Below are 21,989 nucleotides of genomic sequence, written 5' to 3'. Positions count from 1 at the left end.
TTTACTTTACTTACTGCTTAATGAATTTATAACTTTGTGAAACTTCCCCTTTCACAAAAATTTGTAATATATAATTTCCTCGAGATAAGGATGCTACGTCAACCTGATCTTTTACGGAATTTAATGATATTACTTTTTGACCGACCATATTGTATATTTCTGCTTTCTCAATTTTATCAATCCCTTTGATGTAAAGAATATCTTTTACAGGATTAGGATAAATTGATCCATTCGTTTTATTTTTTACTGCATCATGAGTCGCAAGAATCTCCGCCGGCAATTGAAGATAGAACGCCACCACCTCATTATTGGCATTCATTCCTATTCCTGCTATCTTTGTTCCATCCTGAGATATGGCTAGCGGAAGAGACATCGTAACACCCAGTGTATTGATACCTACCGACGTAGCATAATCATTTAAATTTATACGCCCTCCTGCCTGAGTCCATATAAATCCTTCTCCAGCCATTGGCGGTCCAGAGAAAGGTCTAAAAAAACCAATAACTGTTTGTCCGTTAGCTGATATACCTGTCGCGCTTCCACTGAAGAAGAAAGAGGAATTAGGATGTGTGATGTAAGTAAGTCCTGAAGTACTGTTCCAAACGTAAGGGTTCGGTACCTCTTCACCAATAATCGTATTTCCATCTGCTGAGACAGCACCCGCTTCGCCTACATTATTACCATTATTATCAGTGATATAACTTTCTATTCCATTGACCCATTTTGCACCGCTTCTGGTTCCGTCATACTCGTCTTGCCATCCTACGACTACGGTTCCATCTGTATTCACCGCATTGGCTCTTGAGCTACTTCCTGGAACCATACTTCCAAGATCTACGACTCCATTCTGAGCATCCCATTTTACCGCATGTGCAGTGGCTCCATTCACCCAGCCCAGTCCGACAATTGTATTGGCATTAGGCGTCATTCCCCATGTTGAGCTTACACTTCCGTCCCATCCTGTAGGAACAAGTCCGCCCTGATTTACCCAGGTAGAAGTTGCCACATCATAAGTTGAAATTTCGTTAAAGCTCGTTGTGGCATTCGTCGCTGAAGAACCAATCTTTGTTCCGTTATTGGAAATTACCGTTCTTCCTGACGAAGGATAGCCATTTGTTAAGCTTCCGATCTGAAACAAACCATTCTGAGCATCCCATTTAAAAATATCTCCGCCGCTGGTGTCCATACTTACGACCCCATTATCAGAAACACCCCCTACGCTATAAAAACCTACTCCCATCACGGAAAGCTGAGCATCAGCTACCGAGAATCCTAACAAACAACAGGCACATAATGCTCTCACTGAAATTGTGTAAAACTTTTTCATATTCTTTGTATTAATATTTTGAATTGGTGGAAGCAATATTAATATTATATTTACTCATTGAAAAAAAATTGACTTACAGAATTCGTGAATTTCGAAAGAACTAAATATTTAATTCTCTAAAAAACAAACATATACAAAAAATCTATTTTGAGCACAGATTGTAAGGATATTGAGAAAAAGTCCACAAAAAAGAAATTATTTCTCAAAACAATAATAAAAAGGGACCTCCTACTATTAGCCCTACTCCTCTTTTCAATTATTATAAATGGGCAATCTAGTCCCGACTTTACTATTCTAGCAGATAAAGCTTTTCAGAAATTATATCAAAATCCGGATGATTGTATAAGCTACTCTCAAAGTCTTCTCATAAGCGATCAAAATATTGAACATAAGATTGTTCTGCAAAACATTATTTCTCAAGCCTATGCAATGAAAGGAGACTATGTGCAGTCTGTGAATATTTCTAGCCAAAAAGAGAACAGTGAGAAAGAAGGACTTTCCTATTTTATGCAGATGTTTGGAGATTATAGTCTTGCCGATCAGTATCAGAATTTAAATCTCTATCATCAATCTCAGGAAATCATTTCTAACCTACTGTCTGATAGTAAATTATTCACTAAAAGCGAAAACCCTAAGGTGAAAATAACGATTGCTAAGCTTTACCAGCTTCAGGCTATTAATTTCGGGATCAATAGAAATTATGTTTCAGCGCTGGAAAACCTTAAAAAAAGTGATCAGTTTATCACTCCTCAAAATGAAGAAAATAAAATTACAGGACTTGAAAACAACATCTTCAAGTCTTCTTATTTAATGAGGCAAAACAAACTTGAGGAAGCTGAAAAACTGCTTGAAAAAACCATTTATACTATTGAAAACCAAAACAATAACTCTTCTCTACATGCACTGGCTTATGAAAACATGTCACGTTATTTCTTCCTCAAACAAGATTATAACACATCAATTCAACACTTAGAAAAAGGACTTTTAAAGATTGAAAGCCTTCCCTACAACGGGTTGAAAATTAAAATATATGAGTCTTTAGCCAAAAGTTATTTAGCCCTTCATAATGATGAAAAATACCATTATTACAATAAACTTTATATGGATCTGAGAACAAAACTAGATTCCAATGCAAAAGAAGGTATTCGGTATATTGTAAAATTGGTCGAAAATCATCAAACTCAAAATCTTGAATTCCAAAAACAAAATGAGTCAAAAAAACTATGGAGCTTAGTAACGGTCACGTTCGTAGTGATCATTGGTTTAATGATCTATTTCTTCATTGAAACCAGACGAAATAAAGACCTTCAAAAACAAATCGACTTCTTTGAAAAACAAAAAAAATGGGAACAGATAATTCATATAGCCGTTCCTGAAGAAACAGAAGAACAAGTTATTATTATCGATAAAACACTTGAAAAAGATTCTAACAAGATCTCCAAAGAAAAAGAAGGTGAAATTCTACAAAAATTGGAAGAATGGGAACATTCAGATCGGTATTTAAACAAAAACATGTCGCTTTCTATGCTTTCAGCACAAATGGGCGTGAATACCAAGTACCTTTCTGAAGTCATTAACAATAACAAAGGAAAAAACTTCAACGGATACATTAATGAATTAAGAATCAACCATATCGCTCATTTATTAAAAACAGATTCTACATATCTTAGTTACAAAGTAAGCTATCTGGCTGAGTTTTCGGGATTCTCTTCTCACAGTGCATTTACCACCGTTTTCAAATCCGTCACCGGAATGTCTCCAAACGTTTACATTCAGGAAATCAGTAAAAACAGACTCTCATGAAATTAGTATTAAAAACAATTACGTTCCTATTTTTAGTTGGTCTGATTTCAATCAATGGGCAAAAAATATCTGATGATTCTCTGATGAAAATAGCACGTCTTCAACTTTATGACAATCCGGAAAAAGCAATAAGCATCGGAAAAAATTTGTTAAAGAAGGAAAAAGACATTAATAAATCTATTGCCATTTATCTTCTTCTTTCAACGGCCAATATTGCCAAAAGAAATTTTGATGAATCTCTGCAATATATTTTAAAAGCTAAAGAATTGGCTCAAAAATCAAATGATCTAAAAACCCAAACCAATGTTTTGATCTCTGTGGCCATACAATATCAACAGATGGAGCTTTTCAGCAAAAGCCTTGAAGTACTCAACGAAGCCGATGCTATTCTTGCAAAACTGCCAGACAACGCTTCCGAAAAGTTTTTTGAAACGGCCAGAAGTTACGCCATTCGTGGAATGATCTATAAAAGCCAATCTAATTCTGAAATTGCCCTCGAAAAATTTCTGATCTCCATTAAAAACTTTGAAAAAATAGAGGATAAAAAAAATACATCTGCCAATATGAGTATTGTTTATTACAATATCGGATATTGCTACATCAACCTCAATCAGCTGGAAAAGGCACAATCTGCTTTTCAAGAATCTATTGAGTATGCTCAAAAAGACAGTGCTAAAAGTTTAGAAGCATTTGCCCTGAAAGGTCTGGCCGAAATGCATAAACAGAAACGCGAAAATGAGACTGCTTTACAACTTTTAACACAAGCTGAAAATCTTTCTAAAAATACAGGCGACCTCGTTCTTAACGAAGGAATTTATAAAGAAATGTCTGAAAATTATCTCGCGATGGGAAAACCGGAGCTTTATCAAACTTACAATAAAAAGTATTTTGAAATGCGCTTTAAAAGAGAGCAAAATGAACTGAGCTCCATCAACCATTCCATCAATAATTACAATATGGAAACAGCCAAGAAAAGCGGAGAAATAAAAACTCAATACCGTTTTTTCAGAATTGCTATTATAAGTATTGCTGCTATGATTATGGCATTCCTTTTATATTTTATCATAAAGGTTAGAAAACAGAATCGAAATTATCAGGGGAAGATTCAAAAACTCAGAAGATCCTAAAAACAATAGAAGCATCCCTCAAAAAAAGGAATGCTTTTATTATATGTTTTTCGATGGAATTATTTTCCGATAACTTCCGTGATAGGATTTCCAACGTTTCCACTTGGGAACTGAATTTTCAATAATGAAGAAACAGTAGGTGCAATATCCGTCATAAAATAAGGCTTATTGCTTTCTCCATGCTGAACGCCCCAACCCATAAAAATTAATGGAATGTGTGCATCATAAGAATTCCAAACACTGTGTGTAGTTCCTGTTTTTGCATATGGAGGCAACATAGAATCATGAGAGATCAATTGAATATCTCCACTTCTCTGTCTGTTAATTCCGTTGATAATTCTTTGTTTGATAGGCTCAGGAATTGTAGACTGCTGAACTTTCGTCACAGAAACTGCGAATAAAACGGTAGGATCTTTTTCTAATTCTTTCACCGTGAAATCTACTACATCATCCAGTTCCAGTTTATTGTCTTTCAACAATTTTCTATCGAAATATACCTGGTAATTATCCACCGCATTGATCAGTTTATCAACCCCAAATTTTGCTTTTAATTTATCATTGATATCTTTCTCCATTCCTTCTCCGAAGAAACCTGTTGGAAGTTTATGTTCTTTCAAGAATCCTACAGAATGTGCTCCACCATGGTCAGCAGAAAGGAAAACAGTGTACTCCCCTTTTCCAACTTTTGAATCCAGGTAGTTGAAAAACTGAGCTAAATCTTGGTCTAATCTTAAATAAACATCTTCAACCTCAATAGAATTAGGTCCAAATTTATGACCTGCATAATCTGTTGATGCTAAATTGATTGCTAAAAAGTCGGTGATATCATCACTTCCTAATTTCTCTCCTTCTACAGAAGCTTCAGCCAACTTTAATGTCAACGTATTTCCAAAAGGTGTATAACGGATGTTATCTTTTTTATCCTGATAATCTTTAGCTAAATTACTATAAGGAAAAGTGGGTGTTTTTGCACTTCCCAACAACCCTTCCCAAGAAGAATTATCTGGTGAACTTTCTGTATACTGATTGATTGGAAGTAAGGTATTCCAACCGTTCGCTACTAATTTTCCCGGTAAATCCTGAGAGTTGAAAGATTTTACCCATTGTGGTAAATCATTCATATACCAAGTACTTGTAATGAAATTTCCTGTAGAATCATCAAACCAAAACGCTCCGTTCGGCGTATGTCCGGCAGGAAGAATAGAAGCACGGTCTTTCAAAGAAACACCAATAACTTTTCCTTGGAAATTGGTTGCTAATCTTAGCTCGTCTGTTACCGTTGTAGACCAAAGGTTTTTTGGAGAATGACTTCCCACTTTTGCATTGGTTGTTCCCACAGGCTGCACACTTTCATCTGTTGTACAGTATACATTTTTACCGGTTTCTTTATCATTCCAGTCATTTCCTGCAATCCCGTGAATCGCCGGAACCGATCCTGTATAAATAGAAGTATGCCCCAAAGCAGTAACGGTAGGAACATAAGGAATATGAACGTTATTCAGAGAATATCCTGAATTCAATAACCTTTTGAAACCATCATTTCCAAATTTATTGTAAAATCGGTACAAATAATCCCAACGCATTTGATCCACCACGAGCCCAACCATTAATTTGGGTCTTTCTAATTGAGAATTTTTATTCTTCTGAGCATTGATTGTAACTACGGACAGAAAAGTTGCTGCCGCAATTGAAATTTTCCTAAGCATCTAGTAAATTTTTATTGAGAACAAATTTACGTGTTTTGAAAGTTTTGGTGTGTGAAATTTTGATTAATTTTGAGAATAATTAGTAATTTAGAAGAATAAAGAAATGGAAAACGAAAAAAATAATGAAGAAAAATTAAATCCTCTAATTTGGCTTTTTATTGTAATACTCATTCTATGGATAATTTCAGTGGTTTTAGTTAATTTAATATTTACTACCTGGACTGAGCGCGGCACTTTTGGAGATAGTTTTGGAGCATTAAATTCATTATTTTCAGGACTTGCATTTGGTGGTATTATTTATACAATACTTTTACAGAGAAAAGAATTAAAACTTCAACGTGATGAATTAATATTAACACGTGACGAACTTAAAAGGTCAGCAAATGCTCAAGAAGAATCAAATAAATTTCAACATGAACAAATAAGAATTGCTAATTTACCCATATTTCAATATGAAACTGAAATACATAATAATGTTAATTATTTAATAATTAAAAATGAAAGCGGTAGAATAGCTTTTGATGTTGATATTTGGCATTACATTACATATTTTGAAGAAGACATAATAAAAAAAGATTTTATTGAGGGCTATGTAAAAAATATTTCAAAAAAGCATTTAAACTTAAATTTATGGGACGATGAAATTTGGTCTATTTCCGAAAGAGGAATTTACGCTAGTTTTCCTAATAATTACAGCATAAAAATTCCTATTGAATCACCGTTAGATATAAATATATTTGATATTTTCATACAATATAGAGATTCACTAAATAATAATTATGCACTAAGAATTCTTTTTGACAGATCATTCAGTTCTAATGAAGTCCCTTTTATAATAGGAGAATTTGAACCTAAAATCCTAACATTGTTTGATAGAATTGATTTAACTGATGTAGCTTTAAAACGTGAAACTATTCATGAAATTTTCAAACCCGTATATGATATTCACCAATCATCAATTTTCGTAAATCACTTAAAAAATAAAATTACTTTTGGAGTTGAATCTAGATGGCATTTAAAAAAAATAAATTCTTATTAATACTTCAAGTCATTTTATGATAGATATTAAAAAACTCGAAAAACTTCACAATAACCCAACGTTAAATTGGGGATTAAATGGTTATAAAACAGATAAAACATACGCCGTTTCAAGTATTGAAATGGCAAATACTTTTGAATTTAGTCTAAGAGAGAAGAACCAATCTTACACAAAAATATGGGAAACAAATTCTGAGAATATTGCTGAGCTCAATACAATTATTGAACAAGGACATTCTTTCGGAGCTTTTCATGATGATGAATTAGTAGGTTGGGTTATCTGTGAATTTCGAGAATGGAATAATAGTCTTTTTATCGAAAATCTATTGATCAGTGAAAAATTTCGAGGACAAAGTATCGGAAGATTATTACTTAAAAATGTTAACAAAAGAGCCAGAGAGCTCAAGTGCAGAATAGTTGAACTTGAAACTCAAAACACCAATTATCCCGCTGTAAAATTCTATCAAAAAGCAGGTTTTACAATTACTGGAATCAATACTAAATTATACAATGATTCTTCAGAGACAGCTTTGTTTATGAGTTATGAAACTCTCCTCTAGCTTTATCGACAAAAACTATAAAAGATATTCGAAATTTTATTTTGTACTAATCAGTACAATTATATACCTTTGCTACAGAAAATAAACCCAAATGGCAGGCAGACCAAAAATATTCAATGAACAAGAAGCTGTAAATAGAGCCACTGAAGTCTTTAAAGACAAAGGCTACGACACGGCTTCTGCAGATGAACTTTTGGGAGCAATGGGAATTGGAAAAGGAAGTTTTTATTTGGCTTTCAAAGGTGGAAAACAGGAATTATATGCTCGATCTATCAAACAATTTTCAGAGAATTTTCATCATAAATTAGTTGACCAAATTGCAAAAACCGATAATCAAATAGACTTTATCAAACAACTATTTTTAGGATTAGCAAATGGGTCCGGATTCGATAAAGAAAGAGGATGTTACTTAGGAAATGCCTTGGTTCAATTGTCTGATAAAGATGAAGACATAAAAAAGATATCTGGTGAATTGCTAAGAAAATTGCAACAAGTTTTTGCAAAAGCGATACAAAAAGCACAGGAAAGCGGACAGATAAAAAGCACGGAAGACTCAGAAATTTTAGCATGGCATCTTACGAATCTATGGAATGGAATTCATGTTACAAAGCGTATGGAAAGTTCACCTAAAATACTTACATCAATCATTGAGCTTAATCTTAAAATACTCGATTAAAAAAATTTAAACAATTTTGTACTAAATAGTACAATATAGAAATATAATACAAATTCAAAAAAACAAAACATTATGAACATTACAAACAACACCATCCTTATCACAGGCGGAGGTTCAGGAATCGGTTTAGAAATTGCAAAAGCATTAAGCCCATCCAACAAAATTATTATTGTAGGAAGAAATAAAGAAAAACTAGATGCAGCCGCTAAAGATTTAGAAAATGTATTTACCATTCAGGCAGATATTACCAATGAAAATGATGTCAACAGATTATTCGAAGAAGTAAAAACAAGTTTCGGAGGGTTAAATATCTTGATAAATAATGCAGGGAATGCTTACGTCTACAATATTGCAAATGATGGAAATGCACATGATAAAGCATTGGCAGAATTTACAACCAATTATTTCGCACCCATCAGACTGTCAGAAAAATTCCTTCCTCTATTGAAAGAACAAAATGAAGCGGCAATTGTTAATGTTTCTTCAATCGTCGGTTTTGTTCCAGGATCTCATCTTCCAACGTATTCAGATTCAAAAGCAGCGCTTCACTCTCACACCCAATTATTGAGATACGAATTGGCTAAAGATACCAACGTAAAAGTTTTTGAATTGATGCCGCCTTTGGTTGCCACAGATTTCTCCGCAGAAATTGGAGGTAAAGAAAACGGAATTCCAGCTTCTGATGTTGCCAAAGATCTTGTAAAAGGACTTCAGGAGAATATTTATGAGATCCGTGTAGGAAATACAGGTATTTTATATAACAGCTTCTTTGCAGCTACTGAAGGAGCTTTTGCGACTTTTAATAATTAAGAAAGTCATGAAATACAAAATTTTCGGCAGCAAAACTGGACTTAGAGTTTCAGAACTGGCTTTAGGAACCGGAACCTTCGGAACAAAATGGGGCTACGGCTCCCAACCAGAAGAAGCTCAAAAAGTTTTTGACCAATACCTTGAAGCAGGCGGAAATTTCATAGACACCGCCGACGGCTATCAATTGGGCGAATCAGAAGAATTATTAAGCAAAATGATCGCTGATAAACGTCAAAATCTAGTCTTAGCCACAAAATATACAATGGGCGGCAACGAATTATTAACCACCGGAAACAGTCGTAAAAACCTCATCCGTTCAGTGGAAGCCAGCTTGAAAAGACTGAATACAGATTATATCGATCTGTATTGGGCACATCTTTCGGACGGACAAACACCAATCGAAGAGATCGTTCGCGGATTTGACGACTTGGTGAGAGACGGAAAAATTCTATATGCAGGATTTTCAAATTTTCCGGCTTGGAGAATTGCTAATGCTTCACTAATGGCTGATTTGCGTGGATGGTCACCGATCGTGGGAATTCAGATTGAATATAATTTGATCGAAAGAACTCCCGACAGAGAATTGCTTCCTATGGCTGAAGCGCTTGGTTTAGGCGTTGCGTTTTGGTCTCCTCTTGCAGGCGGTTCGCTGACCGGAAAATACCGTAATCCCGAATCAGAAGAAACTTTCCGCAAAAAAGAATGGAACGGCTATCTTCTAAAAGGTGAAGAAGGCTCCCGTGAAACCGCCATCATCGACACTCTTGTTCAAATAGCAGAAGAAAAAAATGTGAAAGTCGGTCAGGTTGCCTTGGCTTGGTTGCGTCAAAAACACAATCAGAGTTCATTGTCTACCGTAACGATTCTTGGTGTTAAAAATCTCACTCAGCTTGATGATAATCTTGAGTCGTTATCAGTTATTCTTTCAAACGAGCAAATCCAACAACTGAATGAAGTAAGCAACATCGAGCTTGGCTCACCCCACGAAGTTATCGCCAATTCCCAACAAAGAATCTTTGGTGAAAACTCAGGACTGATGATACAGAAAACTCCTGTCGCTTAATTCGGCAAGTTTCAATATATAAATTTCATAGACGAGTCAGCGTAATTTCTTTGCGCTGGCTTTTTTGTGGGTTTATCAAAAATTACTTCGTTTATTAGTAGAAATTGATTTCACATATTTTATTTCTCGGGGGGCGTCTTATTTGAATTTTAATAAATCTTGATTATGGCTTTCCATAATTTTAATGTTTTTATTTTATTAATTTTGAAAAAAACTAATAGCTATAATGCAAAAAAATTTAAATCAAATTAAAAATTGGGATTGGGTTACAACTTCTCTTTTAGGTCTATCAATATTAATTATTATTTTTTCATTTTTTGCACCTTATATATTAACTATTAATGCATCTAAATCAGACTTAGATTTTACCGGCACAGGACAAATAGGAGATACATTAGGTGGAATTATGAACCCTTTTATTGCGTTAGGTGGAGTATTTTTAACCTTCTTAGCATTTTATATGCAAATTAAAGCCAATCAAATACAAATTGGACAGTTTAATGAAGGTATATCAAATGAAAAAGTAAAGAAAATAAGGGATGAAAAAATATCGAGTTATTATAATTTATCTTTATTAGCAATTGATTTAGAAGATATAGTAAATGATATAAATGAAAAAACTGATAAAATAAAGCAATATATAGAATTAGAAAAAAGAGATGATTTATTCACTAATATTTTATACAGAACCACATCAAGAAAGTATTCTCGAATTTTAGAAACTGATAGACTTGAAATTTATAAAGGTTTTGTGTTTTTCTTACTTCAAGAAGAAAATTGGTTAAAAAAATATAGCAAGCTATACAATATACTTGATTTTCTCCCCGAATTATTCGAAACAATTTATGCAAAATACGATTCTCATTCAAAGGATTTATTTGAAAAAAAAATGTTATTAAGAAGTGAATTAAGCAAACTGATGGACAGTTTTGCTCAATTGGTTAATGATTATAATGCTAGAAATCTTTTGAATTATTTAAATATTAGTGAAGTCAAAATAAGCAATGAAGCACTTCTTAACTATTATCATGTTATTAACGGAAACTTTGACGAAAATAATAATCCTATTTCTGAAACAGATTTTAATAAAATTAACGAAAAAGTTTTAGAGCCTTTTTTACAAGATGCTTTATTTATTAGAAATAACAAACCAAATTATGACAGAAATATTGAACCTCTTATTGAAAAAATAGCAAATATTAGAAAGGATATTAAATTATTGAAAAATAGAAAATTTGAATTTTCAATTTCTCTTGAAAAAGAATATAAAACTCTTATTGAAGATACAAACAATCAAAGAAGCATCATTTTTGAACTTACAGAAATCAAAGAAGATATAAAAACAATTACTAAAGATATTAATCCTGAAAAAATATAACATGGATGGCAAAATTTTAATAGCATTAATTAGTCCAATTTTAATAACAATTGGAGGTGTAATTTCTTGGTTTCTAAAAGCAAAACGTGAAGAATTTTTATCAATTGAAGAAAAAGCAAGAGAAAATAAAATAAAAATTTATGAAACATTATTAGAGCCATTTATATATGCATTGACTGGTACGCTTGATGAAGATGAAAAGAATAATGGAATACAAAAAATGCTGACTTTAGAATATAAAAAAGCAGCTTTCAACCTAATTACTTTTGGTTCAGATGAAGTCGTTAATTCTTATAATACAATAATGCAGTCTTTCTTTAATAAAGAATCTTATGATGATAATGAATATGGAATAATTCTTTTAGCTCAACTGTCTGAATTACTTCTAAACATTAGAAAAGATTTATATAGCAAAAACACGAAGTTAAAAAGAAGTAATTTATTGGAATTCATGATGACTGATATTGAAAATTATAGAGATAAAATTGATAATTTTAAATTCAGAAAAATCAATTAGCAATCTTGATCTTAAAGATATTTTCTTCAATTTCAATGTTCCGCATAAAATTGATTTGGAGCTGTTTATGAATCATAATTATAAATTCAACATCAGTCTGGAACGTTTTGCTTTTATGACAGGACGAAGTTTATCGACTTTTAAAAGAGAATTGAAAGCAATTTTCAACACCACTCCCGGAAAATGGCTGATGAATAAACGTCTTCAGGAAGCTTATTTCCTTTTGGATAAAGAGCATAAAAAACGGACAGATATTTATGTTGATCTTGGCTTTGAAGATCTCTCTCATTTTTCTTTTACGTTTAAAAAATTGTATGGAATTTCACCTTTGGAACTGAAGTCAAAAAATAAATCATATTAAAATTCAAGTCTCTATCCAATAATAGAGATTTTTTTTCGACTACGTAAAAAGTAGATTTGGATACATCATCTTTTACAGGATGTCGGAACTTTGTTTCAATAAAAAACAAGTTAAAATGAAAATTATCGTAACAGGTTCTCTAGGAAATATCAGCAAGCCACTGACCAAAGAACTCATCAACAAAGGACATTCGGTTACTGTTGTAAGCAGCAATACAGAAAGACAATCAGAAATTGAAGCATTGGGTGCTAAAGCGGCCATTGGATCTATGGAAGATGTGGATTTTTTAAGCAAAACATTTACAGGTGCAGATATTGTGTATGCCATGGAAGCGTTAAATGCAGGAGTTTTTTTTGATCATAACGTAGATTTTATTGAAGCGAATACTCAGATTGGAAAAAATTACAAAGAAGCTTTTGAAAGATCAGGCGTGAAGAAGATTGTTCACCTCAGCAGTATTGGCGCTCACCTTCCAAGCGGAAACGGAATTCTTGCTTTCCATTATAATGTAGAAAAGATTTTAAATGAACTTCCTCAAGATGTTTCCATTAAATTTATGCGTCCGGTGGGATTTTATTACAATATGTATTCTTTTATTCCCACTATTAAATCACAAGGCGCCATCATTCAGAATTATGGTGGAGACGAAAAAGAAGCTTGGGTTTCGCCTTTAGATATCGCCAATGCCATTGCTGAAGAGATTGAAAAACCATTTAAAGGCAGAGAAGTTCGTTATATTGCGAGTGAAGAAATTTCGCCTAATGATATTGCAAAAACGTTGGGTGAAGCTATTGGAAATCCAGCACTGAAATGGCTGACTGTTCCTGATGAAGATGTACTCAATGGCATGATCAGCGCAGGAATGAATCCTAAAACTGCTAAAGGTTTTGTTGAAATGAATATTGCCAGAGGAAATGGCGTTTTATATGAAGATTATTACCAAAACAGACCTGCTCTGGGAAATGTGAAAGTAAAGGATTTTGCTGAAGATTTTGCTAAAGCATATTTTAATAAGTAAAATTGTTTTTTGTCTTAATGTAATCTAACAAAAGAGAGATCCTTCGACTTCGCTCAGGATGACATCGCTAATACTAACTTTTATATTTTTGGTTTTTATGTGTGTCAGTTTGAGCGAAGCTGAAAACTTTATAAAACAGCAAATATGTTTTACTAAAAAATCATCAGAAACAATTAACTTAGGCCTAATGAAACAGCCCATCAGACTCAAAACCATCAGTGAATTCCATCAGTTCCGTGGACTGCCAAAACCTGAGCATCCATTGATTAGTGTGATAGATTACAGTACAATCAGTCATGATCCTGATATCAAAGAACTGAGTTGGATTTTAGATTTTTATTCGATTTCTATTAAGAGAACTTCCAATGCAAAAATAAAATATGGTCAACTGGAATATGATTTTGATGAAGGGGTAATGTTTTTTATGGCTCCGGGACAGGTTTTCGGTGTAACCCTAGATCCGGATACTAGCTTACAAACAAAACATACAGGATGGATTTTACTCATTCATCCCGATTTCTTCTGGAATACTTCTTTAGCCAAAAATATCAAACATTATGAGTATTTTGATTATTCTGTGAAGGAAGCTTTATTTCTCTCCGAAAAGGAAGAAGATGTTGTTAAAAATGTGGTACAGAATATTCAAAACGAGTATCATTCGAATATTGACCAATTCAGTCAGAATATTATTATTTCACAGATTGAAACGTTGTTGAATTACGCTGAACGCTTTTATCAAAGGCAATTTATTACAAGAAAAATTTCCAATCATAAGATCCTTGATTCATTAGAAAAGTTATTAAATGATTATTTCAACAATGAAGACCTGATCACAAAAGGACTTCCTTCTGTACAATTTGTAGCCGATCAATTGAATGTTTCGGCGAGTTATCTAACCGGATTATTAAAAGTCTTAACCGGACAAAGTACTCAGCAACACATTCATGAAAAACTGATTAAAAAAGCAAAGGAAAAATTATCAACTACTCAATTATCTGTCAGTGAAATTGCGTATGAATTAGGTTTTGAACATCCCCAGTCTTTCAGCAAATTATTTAAAAACAAAACGAAGGTTTCACCGTTGGAATTCAGGCAGTCGTTTAATTAAAATTATATTTTTACGTTAATTTTTAATTCAGCTAATAATTTTTTTCATATTTTTGTATCGATCATTACAAAAATAAAATGAGAGGCAGACCCCAAATTTATGACAACTCGGAACTTATTCAGAAAGCACAAGAAATTTTCTGGAAAAAAGGCTATACCGCAACTTCTTTAAATGAATTATTAACCATCACCGGGGCAGGAAGTGGTAGTTTTTACAATACTTTTAAAGGAGGAAAAAAGCAGGTTTTCAAAGAAGCGATGAGCCAAAGAAGGCAAGCATTTATAGACTTTAAGAGCGAATTGGAAAAAAGTGAATCCCCAATTCATTTAATTAAAGACTTTTTCAGAAGTATTGCTGAGGAAAATGAAGCATCACATTTAAAGGGCTGTATTATCGCAAACACAGTCGTAGAAATGGCCTACGTGGATAAAGATCTGGAACATGAAGCTGTTAACATCTTAAAAGAAGTTGAAGAAATGTATACTGAAGCCATCCGAAAGGCACAGGAAAATGACAGTATGAAAAATAAAACCGATGCATCCATCTTAGGAAAATACCTCATCACATTTTGGTGTGGGCTGAATACCTTAAGACGAATGTATCCCGATAAAACGACTCTGTCTCAACAAATAGAAATACAATTGGCTGTTCTCAGCTAATTTTTTTTATTGATTTTTGTATCGATCATTACATAATTAAATAATATGAATTTAGAATTAACATCAAAAAAAGCATTCATCAGTGGTTCAACACAAGGAATTGGCTTTGCCATCGCTCAACAATTATTAGAAGAAGGCGCTGAAGTAATCATCAACGGAAGACAAAAACTGAAAACAGAAAAAGCTGTTTTTCAATTACAGCAGCAATTTCCGGATGCTACTATTTCAGGACTCGCAGCTGATTTTTCTAACCAACAAGAAGTCCATCATTTACTTGAACAATTGAATGATATTGATATTCTCATCAACAACATTGGAATTTTTGAACTGAAAGATTTTACAACCATTTCTGATGAAGAATGGTATCATATTTTTGAAATCAATGTCATGAGCTCTGTAAAATTATCCAGACATCTTATGCCAAAAATGTTGGAGAAAAACTGGGGAAGAATCATTTTCATCAGCAGTGAATCCGGCGTAAATATTCCTGGAAATATGATTCATTATGGCATGACAAAAGCAGCAATGATGGCAGTCAGTAATGGACTTTCAAAATTAACAAAAGGAACTGAAGTTACCGTTAATACCATTCTTGGTGGCCCAACGTATTCCGAAGGCGTTGCTGAAACCGTTGATTACTTTGCAAAAATTCAAAATATGAGTGTTGAACAAATGAAAGCTGCCATTATTCAGCAAACCAATCCTGATTCTTTATTACAAAGATTTATCGAGCCTAAAGAAATTGCCAGTCTAGCAACCTATCTTTCCAGTCCGTTATCTATTGCCACCAATGGAGCAAGCCTAAGAGCAGACGGAGGGGTTTTGAAAACAATGTAAGTATTAGTGGAAATATCATTATTTTACTCAATACTTTCGTAGAAGTTGTATAAATTATATTATAAAAATAGTTTTTCTAAAATAATCAGTGTATAAAAATTATTTTGTTATATTTGAAAAGCTATTATAAAAAAATATAAAAGCCATAAAAAACTAACACCTAATAACCATAAAAACATGAAAAATTCAGATTATTTTTTTCTACCTCTCCCATACTCCACTTCTTAATTCTACAAGATTTTCACTAGGATTCAGGATCTAAAAAATAATATTATAACATCATCAAAATTTCCCATCTGATCATTTATGAATCACGAAAAGCTGGGCTATGGTAAAAAATCATTTGCCTCCTCAATTTTACTATCTGTAATTATACCTTTACTTATTGGTACAGTTATTTATTTGGTGGCAAGAGACAGATCTGTATATTTCCTTAAAATATTACATTTAAATCCTCATACAATAGCTCTTCCAGGCTGGATAAAATTCAATTTACCCGACGGATTATGGGCTTTTGCTCTTTCATCTCTGATTTCAATCGTGTGGAAAGAAGATTCCTCTAAAAATTATTATTTATGGTTTATTATTGTATCAGTACTATCAATTTTGATGGAGGTATTGTATGGAACTTTTGATATCAAGGATATCGCTTTTATATCGGTTGGACTTATACTTCCGTTCCTTTTTAGAAAACAAAAATTTTATAACATAAAAACAATTTAACAACATGAAAAAGCACTTAATTTCAGCATTCGCAGTAGCAGCAATGGCATTCTTTGCCGTATCATCAGGTTCTGATAAAAAAGAAGGTGATGCTGCAAAAACAGAAACAAAAGCTGGAGAAGAGAAAAAAGATAATTGGACCTACACTCAAGATGAGGATAAAATGGAAGGTACTAAATATGATTTTGCTAAAGCTGAATCTACTAACAAAGTTGAGCTGAAGTTTCCTTATGATGGAGGAATTACTGCAGGAATTACCCTTAGGAATAACGGAAAAGAAAGTGAAGCAATGCTTACATTATCTAAAGGGCGTTTTATGACAAGCATTGGCGGAAATAAAACTGTAAAAGTGAAATTTGACGATCAGCCTGCAAAAGAATATACATATGGCTCACCAAATGACGGAAGCGGGAATGTAATATTCTTAGATAATTCAAAAGATTTCATCAAAAAAATAAAAGATTCTAAAAAAGCAATGTTGGAAGTAACATTCTTCCAAGAAGGCGCTCAGATCTTTGAATTCAACACAGAAGGTTTGAAGTGGGATAAATAATCTTATTCCTATCATTTAATATAAAACGCATCAAAGATGATGCGTTTTTGCATTAAAAAAGAAAATAATATATTAGACCCATGAAATATCTAGAAAAAATTCAAGGATTACTGCCTTTAGGTTATTTATATCTTATCGTTCTTGGACTTTTAAAGGAAAGTATTCTTTTTTACCAATTAGGAATTAATATTTTAAAATACTCCTCCATTACCGATATTCTGATCAGTCCTATTGCGGATATGGCCTCAAGCCCAATTCTCATCATTGTTATCATTACTGTTGTTATTTTATTCTTTCTATTTCAAATTATTCTTTTCAAAAACAGCCATAAAAACTGGAGCAAAAAGTTATTAGGAAGCTATAAAATAAACACTGAAGGTGATAAACAAGAACTCAAAAAGAAAATGGTTCCTGTGTTTGCTATAATGGTTGCCTTCGAGCTTCTCGCTTTGTTTATAGGATTAGGAATAGGTGAAGGGGCAAATATTAACAGGAGAATTGATACTCAATCTCTACAATACAATTATAAAATTATTTCCAGTTCTGGCGAGCCTACGGAGATATACATGATCGACATCAACAGCAGTTATTATTTTTATGTAACCAAAGGAGATAAACATATCAAAATTGCCCCTGTTGGAACGATCAATACACTGGAAATCATTAACAAAAAATAAAACCATGAAACAAACTAAACCAATAACCGAATACACCAACGAAGAACTCATCAGCAACGAAAAAAAAATGAAAATCCTTACCATTATGCTCATGGTTGCCATCCTTATTCTATTTTTTTCATCATTTTACTTAACCATTAAAAAAGGGTTTAGCGCTTTGTCTGTAATTCCCATCGCTTTACTTCCTATTTTGATCATGAATATTAATAACTGGAATAAATTAAAGAAAGAAAAATCGGACAGGAATTTATCCTAGTAATCTATCTTTTGTAATTTCATTGGTAAGAAAAAAACATTGTGATGAAAAAAAATCTGTTTTTAATCATTATATTTTTCCATCAGTTTTTAGGTGCTCAAAATATTGATTCGCTCAAAAAACAATCATTACAATATTATGAAATCGGTGATATACAAAATGCCTTATGTGTTCTGGAAGACTATCCAGATGATGAAAAAACAAAAAGTGATCTCTGGCAATACAAAGTTCATCTGAAAAGTATTCTTACGTATGATTTTACCCAAAAAGCAATTCTTAATCTTGATCACTGTATTGAAAAAGTAACCTTCGAAAAGGGCCTCATTTCTACAATGGGAATTTACAGTCCTAATGAAAAACGCTACATTATACCTCCTATCTATGATGAAGTAGGAGTTCTAAGCCTTAAAAAAGATCTTATCCTTCTGAGAAAGAACGGAAAATCCGGTATTGCAGATATTAACGGTAAAATCCTTCTTCCTTTAGAATACCATAACGTCGTGCAATACTTGGGAGAGTTTATTGCGGTGGTAGGTTTTGATTTTAGGCATAACCTTTACGATGATAATCTTAATGTATTACTTAAAGACTACTTTGAATTTGTAAATCTTAATCATTCTGATGACTATTTTTTAGCCTATAAAACTAAAAGTGATATCCGCCTGATTGAAAAAAAAACAATGAAAGTCCTTGCTCAGGGCAGCTCTATAGAGACAACCTTACTAAGTAATTTTGAACCTGGTCTTCAGGAAGTATTTTTCAACAGAAGAGCATTCAATAAATCGAATATTCAACTTATTAAAGTTAAAAACAATTCAGCTGTTAAACTGTATGCGTTGTCCAATGAATCGGGTTTACAATATATCAATGAATTTGAGGATGTTTATTTCGAGAACGAAAGCATTAACCAAATCATCAATACATATGAATCTGCTCAAAAACCTTTAAGCGAATACAAAGAATCAAAACATTATATTCCTTTTAAAAGAAACGGAAAAATGGGTATCCATTGTGTTGAAGACAATAAGATTTACAAAGAAACCCTCTTAGAAAACATTGATGAATTCGGAAACGGAATGGTAAACGGAAAAAAAATGAATATCCTGTTTGATTATCCTATTTCCCTCTTTAACTACGGTTCTTCAATTGTCAGAAATAATACGTTGATGTTCGAAAAAGAAGGTAAAATAGGTTTAATGAACTACAAAGCCCAGCTCATCCTTGATGCCGAATATGATGAATTTTACAATTGGGATGGTAGAAGTGCATCAGACAAAAGAAACCTGCTATTCCTTCGAAAGGGCTATCTATGGGGATTTCTAAACCTTAATGCCGGCCTTCTACAACCTGCTGTATATGATTTTATTCCTATGCGTGAGTATGAGCAAGATATCTACCTCACCTATAAAGACCAAAAATATTTTAAACGGGATATTTTTGCAGCAGATTCCATGATTACCTATCGCCCAGCGGAAAATTTCATTCAGGATCATAGAAAGAATTTTTTTCAAGCTAACGTTACCGAAAAGAAAGCCGAGGTTAAAAAAAAGAAAACCATAACCAGTTTTTTTAAAGATCTTGATATCAATATCATGGAATATGGAAAACAACCAACCTACACTCTTAAAAAAGCACCTGAATATCATTTAGAAAACTACACATTCATAAAAACGGGCGATACATATGGAATGTTGGTTAGCAATCAATCAGATGGAAAGGAAAATATCAAAGCTTCCTATCCTTCTCTTTTCGATTCTATACAATATCTTAAAGGAAATTATTTTCTGGCTTCTCTGAATGGAAAGCTAGGATTAATTGACGATCATTACCAATGTATCCTGAATTATGAATATGAAGATATTAAACCTTATGAGTTTCAGTTCATGAATGATCCTATTTTCAGGGTAAAAAAGGATGGTAAATACGGCTTGATGAATAAAAACTTCAGCTATATCCTGCCCCCGGAATATGAAGACCTACAAGTGTATGACAATAAGACGATAAGTGCCACGCAGCATGGAAAAAACTATTATCTTATGATTCGGAGTTTCCCTTCTCCCAATTTATTTAATCTATTTGAGCATTCGGAAAGAAAATATGCTCTTAAACAATATCATCCGAAGCTGGATATTACAATTTTCAGCTACACAGAAAACGGCAAAACCGGATTGGTAGATGATCATGAAAAAGAACTGCTTGCTCCTATTTATGAAGATGCTCTTTTTGTAACCACATCAAACGATAAACATTACGCTATCGTAAAAAATAAGAATCAGTATTATTTTGCAGATCAGACTGGGAAAATACTTCTCTCTGAGCCCATTTCTATTGATAAACAATTTATGTATCCAGAATTATTTAATGTATACTCTCCGTCAAGAATTTTTGAAAACGGTGTTGTTTTAAAATCTGCTAAAACACAAAAGATGGGCTTCTATAATTTTGAGTTTGATAAAATGATCATTCCTTTTCAATATGATGACCTTACAAAAACGGACTCCCGTTCCTATAAAAATGATTTTGCCAGCGCCATTATCTATGAAGGAAAAAACGAAAACGAAAATGAAAGAAGAAATTATGTTGGTCGTATTCTCAATATTCATTCTGGAAAAACTATTTTCGGACCGAAAAATACTCGTATTACTTTCGCCAACGATATTTATTTCAGTGCAGATCAAGTCATTTATACAATTGATGGCAAAATAGTGGCAAGGCAAAACGATCCGGGTGTTAAGGAATATCATTAATTATCCTTAAAAAGTGTGTATTAAAATAAAACTACCCCCACCATAAAAACTGTTCATCTTGAATATTGACTCAAAAAATAAACCCTTCTATTTTCCCTATATTTGGAATATCACATTAAAAAATTAAAACCATGAAAAAATTTATCCTGTGTCTATGAGTACTTACCATCATTTCTTGTTCAAATCCTATGGACAGAAAATACAGTGATGCAACAATGGAACAAGACCTAAAAGCTATTGGAAAAGAACAAAAACTAAGTGATGATGAAGCCAAACTAATGGCGGCTTATCTTATTTTAGGAAAGATTCAACACAAACCCTTGGAAGGAAAAACATATGCTCAAATTTTAGAAGACGCTAAAAAATATAGAGAAGAGCAGAAAGCTAAGAATTAATTCTTCCCCGAATAATATATTATAAATGCATCCTTTGGGGTGCATTTTTTTGTTATGGGTTTCCGTAATTTATTCGCTTAGGGTATTTATATTTTTGAAATATAAAAAAGAATAATACCATGAGTAAAAGAAATAATCTGTTATTGTTAGGCCTGTTTATAATTTCTATTAGTTGTAATAAGAGCAATAAAGAAATCGCTACAACACCTATTTCTGTTGATAGTTTAGCATTGATATCCGATAATCAAAATTCTGAAATCCATTATAATACTGAATATACAAATACTGATATCAAAAAAATTGACAGCAAAAAAGAGCTTCGAGCAAACGATGGAAATTTTAATCAAATGACTCTTTTTGAAGTTAAGAAAGATATCAGTTTAGAACAATTAAAAAATTACTGTTCATCCGTAAAACCTAATTATACTGATGGCTATTTTCAAATTCTAGTTTTCTTTAAGGAACCAAATAGTGCAAAATTTCCAGATAATCCTGTAACAGGTATGTATATGGAAGATGAAGACTTAAAAAATATAAAAGCAACATATACAATCAACAATATAAATGGGTATAGCAAATTGGATTATTATGAAAAAAATAATTGGAAAAGTTTAGCTCAAACATTTGATATATATTAAGTTAATTATTAT

Annotated in this window: 23 protein-coding genes; 21 read left to right on the top strand and 2 right to left on the bottom strand. The window is 32.7% G+C overall.

Annotated elements, in window-relative coordinates; genetic code table 11:
- Positions 1 to 10 precede the first annotated feature (10 nt).
- Positions 11 to 1,327: a T9SS type A sorting domain-containing protein gene (locus AMQ68_RS23705; protein WP_054513084.1), complete on the bottom strand. Its 1,317-nt coding sequence runs from the start codon at positions 1,325 to 1,327 to the stop codon at positions 11 to 13.
- A gap of 147 nt (positions 1,328 to 1,474) precedes the next feature.
- On the opposite strand from AMQ68_RS23705, the gene AMQ68_RS23700 reads away from it, so the two are divergent.
- Both AMQ68_RS23700 and AMQ68_RS23695 read left to right on the top strand, forming a co-directional pair.
- Positions 1,475 to 3,130, top strand: a complete 1,656-nt coding sequence (locus AMQ68_RS23700) for a helix-turn-helix domain-containing protein (protein ID WP_054513083.1) — start codon at positions 1,475 to 1,477, stop codon at positions 3,128 to 3,130.
- Positions 3,127 to 4,257 carry a lipopolysaccharide assembly protein LapB gene (locus AMQ68_RS23695; RefSeq protein WP_054513082.1) on the top strand — a complete coding sequence of 377 codons (1,131 nt, stop codon included), beginning with the start codon at positions 3,127 to 3,129 and terminating at the stop codon, positions 4,255 to 4,257. The genes AMQ68_RS23700 and AMQ68_RS23695 overlap by 4 nt, the downstream gene beginning before the upstream one ends.
- 59 nt (positions 4,258 to 4,316) lie before the next feature.
- Here the strand turns inward: AMQ68_RS23695 and pafA are convergent, their stop codons facing one another.
- Positions 4,317 to 5,963, bottom strand: coding sequence for an alkaline phosphatase PafA (gene pafA, locus AMQ68_RS23690; RefSeq protein WP_054513081.1), 1,647 nt, complete (start codon positions 5,961 to 5,963; stop codon positions 4,317 to 4,319).
- Between the two features lie 103 nt (positions 5,964 to 6,066).
- Between pafA and AMQ68_RS23685 the strand changes: the two genes are divergently transcribed.
- The 19 genes from AMQ68_RS23685 (at position 6,067) to AMQ68_RS23595 (ending at position 21,977) form a co-directional block, all read left to right on the top strand.
- Complete coding sequence (locus tag AMQ68_RS23685; RefSeq protein ID WP_054513080.1) at positions 6,067 to 7,002, top strand: hypothetical protein; 936 nt, start codon at positions 6,067 to 6,069, stop codon at positions 7,000 to 7,002.
- A gap of 16 nt (positions 7,003 to 7,018) precedes the next feature.
- Positions 7,019 to 7,561: a GNAT family N-acetyltransferase gene (locus tag AMQ68_RS23680; protein ID WP_054513079.1), complete on the top strand. Its 543-nt coding sequence runs from the start codon at positions 7,019 to 7,021 to the stop codon at positions 7,559 to 7,561.
- A 91-nt stretch (positions 7,562 to 7,652) separates the two neighbouring features.
- Entirely contained in the window at positions 7,653 to 8,237 is a 585-nt protein-coding gene (locus tag AMQ68_RS23675) for a TetR/AcrR family transcriptional regulator (protein ID WP_054513078.1), read from the top strand.
- A gap of 72 nt (positions 8,238 to 8,309) precedes the next feature.
- Entirely contained in the window at positions 8,310 to 9,047 is a 738-nt protein-coding gene (locus AMQ68_RS23670; protein WP_054513077.1) for an SDR family oxidoreductase, read from the top strand.
- Positions 9,007 to 10,110: an aldo/keto reductase gene (locus AMQ68_RS23665; protein WP_198408899.1), complete on the top strand. Its 1,104-nt coding sequence runs from the start codon at positions 9,007 to 9,009 to the stop codon at positions 10,108 to 10,110. Before AMQ68_RS23670 ends, AMQ68_RS23665 begins: the two co-directional genes overlap by 41 nt.
- Positions 10,111 to 10,336: 226 nt before the next feature.
- Positions 10,337 to 11,488, top strand: a complete 1,152-nt coding sequence (locus tag AMQ68_RS23660) for a hypothetical protein (protein ID WP_054513075.1) — start codon at positions 10,337 to 10,339, stop codon at positions 11,486 to 11,488.
- Between the two features lies 1 nt (position 11,489).
- Positions 11,490 to 12,005 (top strand): hypothetical protein, encoded by a 516-nt coding sequence (locus AMQ68_RS23655; protein WP_054513074.1) that lies wholly within the window; start codon positions 11,490 to 11,492, stop codon positions 12,003 to 12,005.
- Positions 11,974 to 12,366 carry a helix-turn-helix transcriptional regulator gene (locus tag AMQ68_RS23650; RefSeq protein ID WP_241775203.1) on the top strand — a complete coding sequence of 131 codons (393 nt, stop codon included), beginning with the start codon at positions 11,974 to 11,976 and terminating at the stop codon, positions 12,364 to 12,366. The genes AMQ68_RS23655 and AMQ68_RS23650 overlap by 32 nt, the downstream gene beginning before the upstream one ends.
- Positions 12,367 to 12,481: 115 nt before the next feature.
- Positions 12,482 to 13,384: an NAD(P)H-binding protein gene (locus AMQ68_RS23645; RefSeq protein WP_054513261.1), complete on the top strand. Its 903-nt coding sequence runs from the start codon at positions 12,482 to 12,484 to the stop codon at positions 13,382 to 13,384.
- A 187-nt stretch (positions 13,385 to 13,571) separates the two neighbouring features.
- Complete coding sequence (locus tag AMQ68_RS23640; RefSeq protein WP_054513260.1) at positions 13,572 to 14,492, top strand: AraC family transcriptional regulator; 921 nt, start codon at positions 13,572 to 13,574, stop codon at positions 14,490 to 14,492.
- Between the two features lie 77 nt (positions 14,493 to 14,569).
- Positions 14,570 to 15,151, top strand: coding sequence for a TetR/AcrR family transcriptional regulator (locus AMQ68_RS23635; protein WP_054513073.1), 582 nt, complete (start codon positions 14,570 to 14,572; stop codon positions 15,149 to 15,151).
- 45 nt (positions 15,152 to 15,196) lie between these two features.
- Positions 15,197 to 15,988 (top strand): SDR family NAD(P)-dependent oxidoreductase, encoded by a 792-nt coding sequence (locus AMQ68_RS23630; protein WP_054513072.1) that lies wholly within the window; start codon positions 15,197 to 15,199, stop codon positions 15,986 to 15,988.
- A 306-nt stretch (positions 15,989 to 16,294) separates the two neighbouring features.
- Positions 16,295 to 16,711, top strand: coding sequence for a hypothetical protein (locus tag AMQ68_RS23625; protein ID WP_054513071.1), 417 nt, complete (start codon positions 16,295 to 16,297; stop codon positions 16,709 to 16,711).
- 4 nt (positions 16,712 to 16,715) lie between these two features.
- The gene (locus AMQ68_RS23620; RefSeq protein ID WP_054513070.1) at positions 16,716 to 17,264 is read left to right on the top strand and encodes a hypothetical protein; all 549 of its coding nucleotides are present in this window, start codon (positions 16,716 to 16,718) and stop codon (positions 17,262 to 17,264) included.
- An 80-nt stretch (positions 17,265 to 17,344) separates the two neighbouring features.
- A complete protein-coding gene (locus tag AMQ68_RS23615; protein WP_054513069.1) occupies positions 17,345 to 17,941 on the top strand; it encodes a hypothetical protein in 597 nt (198 codons plus the stop codon).
- A 4-nt stretch (positions 17,942 to 17,945) separates the two neighbouring features.
- Complete coding sequence (locus AMQ68_RS23610) at positions 17,946 to 18,197, top strand: hypothetical protein (protein ID WP_054513068.1); 252 nt, start codon at positions 17,946 to 17,948, stop codon at positions 18,195 to 18,197.
- Positions 18,198 to 18,241: 44 nt separating this feature from the next.
- The gene (locus tag AMQ68_RS23605; protein ID WP_054513067.1) at positions 18,242 to 20,944 is read left to right on the top strand and encodes a WG repeat-containing protein; all 2,703 of its coding nucleotides are present in this window, start codon (positions 18,242 to 18,244) and stop codon (positions 20,942 to 20,944) included.
- Positions 20,945 to 21,132: 188 nt separating this feature from the next.
- The gene (locus tag AMQ68_RS23600) at positions 21,133 to 21,339 is read left to right on the top strand and encodes a hypothetical protein (protein ID WP_054513066.1); all 207 of its coding nucleotides are present in this window, start codon (positions 21,133 to 21,135) and stop codon (positions 21,337 to 21,339) included.
- A gap of 119 nt (positions 21,340 to 21,458) precedes the next feature.
- The gene (locus tag AMQ68_RS23595; RefSeq protein WP_054513065.1) at positions 21,459 to 21,977 is read left to right on the top strand and encodes a hypothetical protein; all 519 of its coding nucleotides are present in this window, start codon (positions 21,459 to 21,461) and stop codon (positions 21,975 to 21,977) included.
- Positions 21,978 to 21,989: the final 12 nt, after the last annotated feature.

The sequence above is a fragment of the Chryseobacterium sp. ERMR1:04 genome (assembly GCF_001297705.1).
GTDB lineage: Bacteria > Bacteroidota > Bacteroidia > Flavobacteriales > Weeksellaceae > Chryseobacterium.
This window is presented reverse-complemented; position numbering and strand designations above follow the sequence as displayed.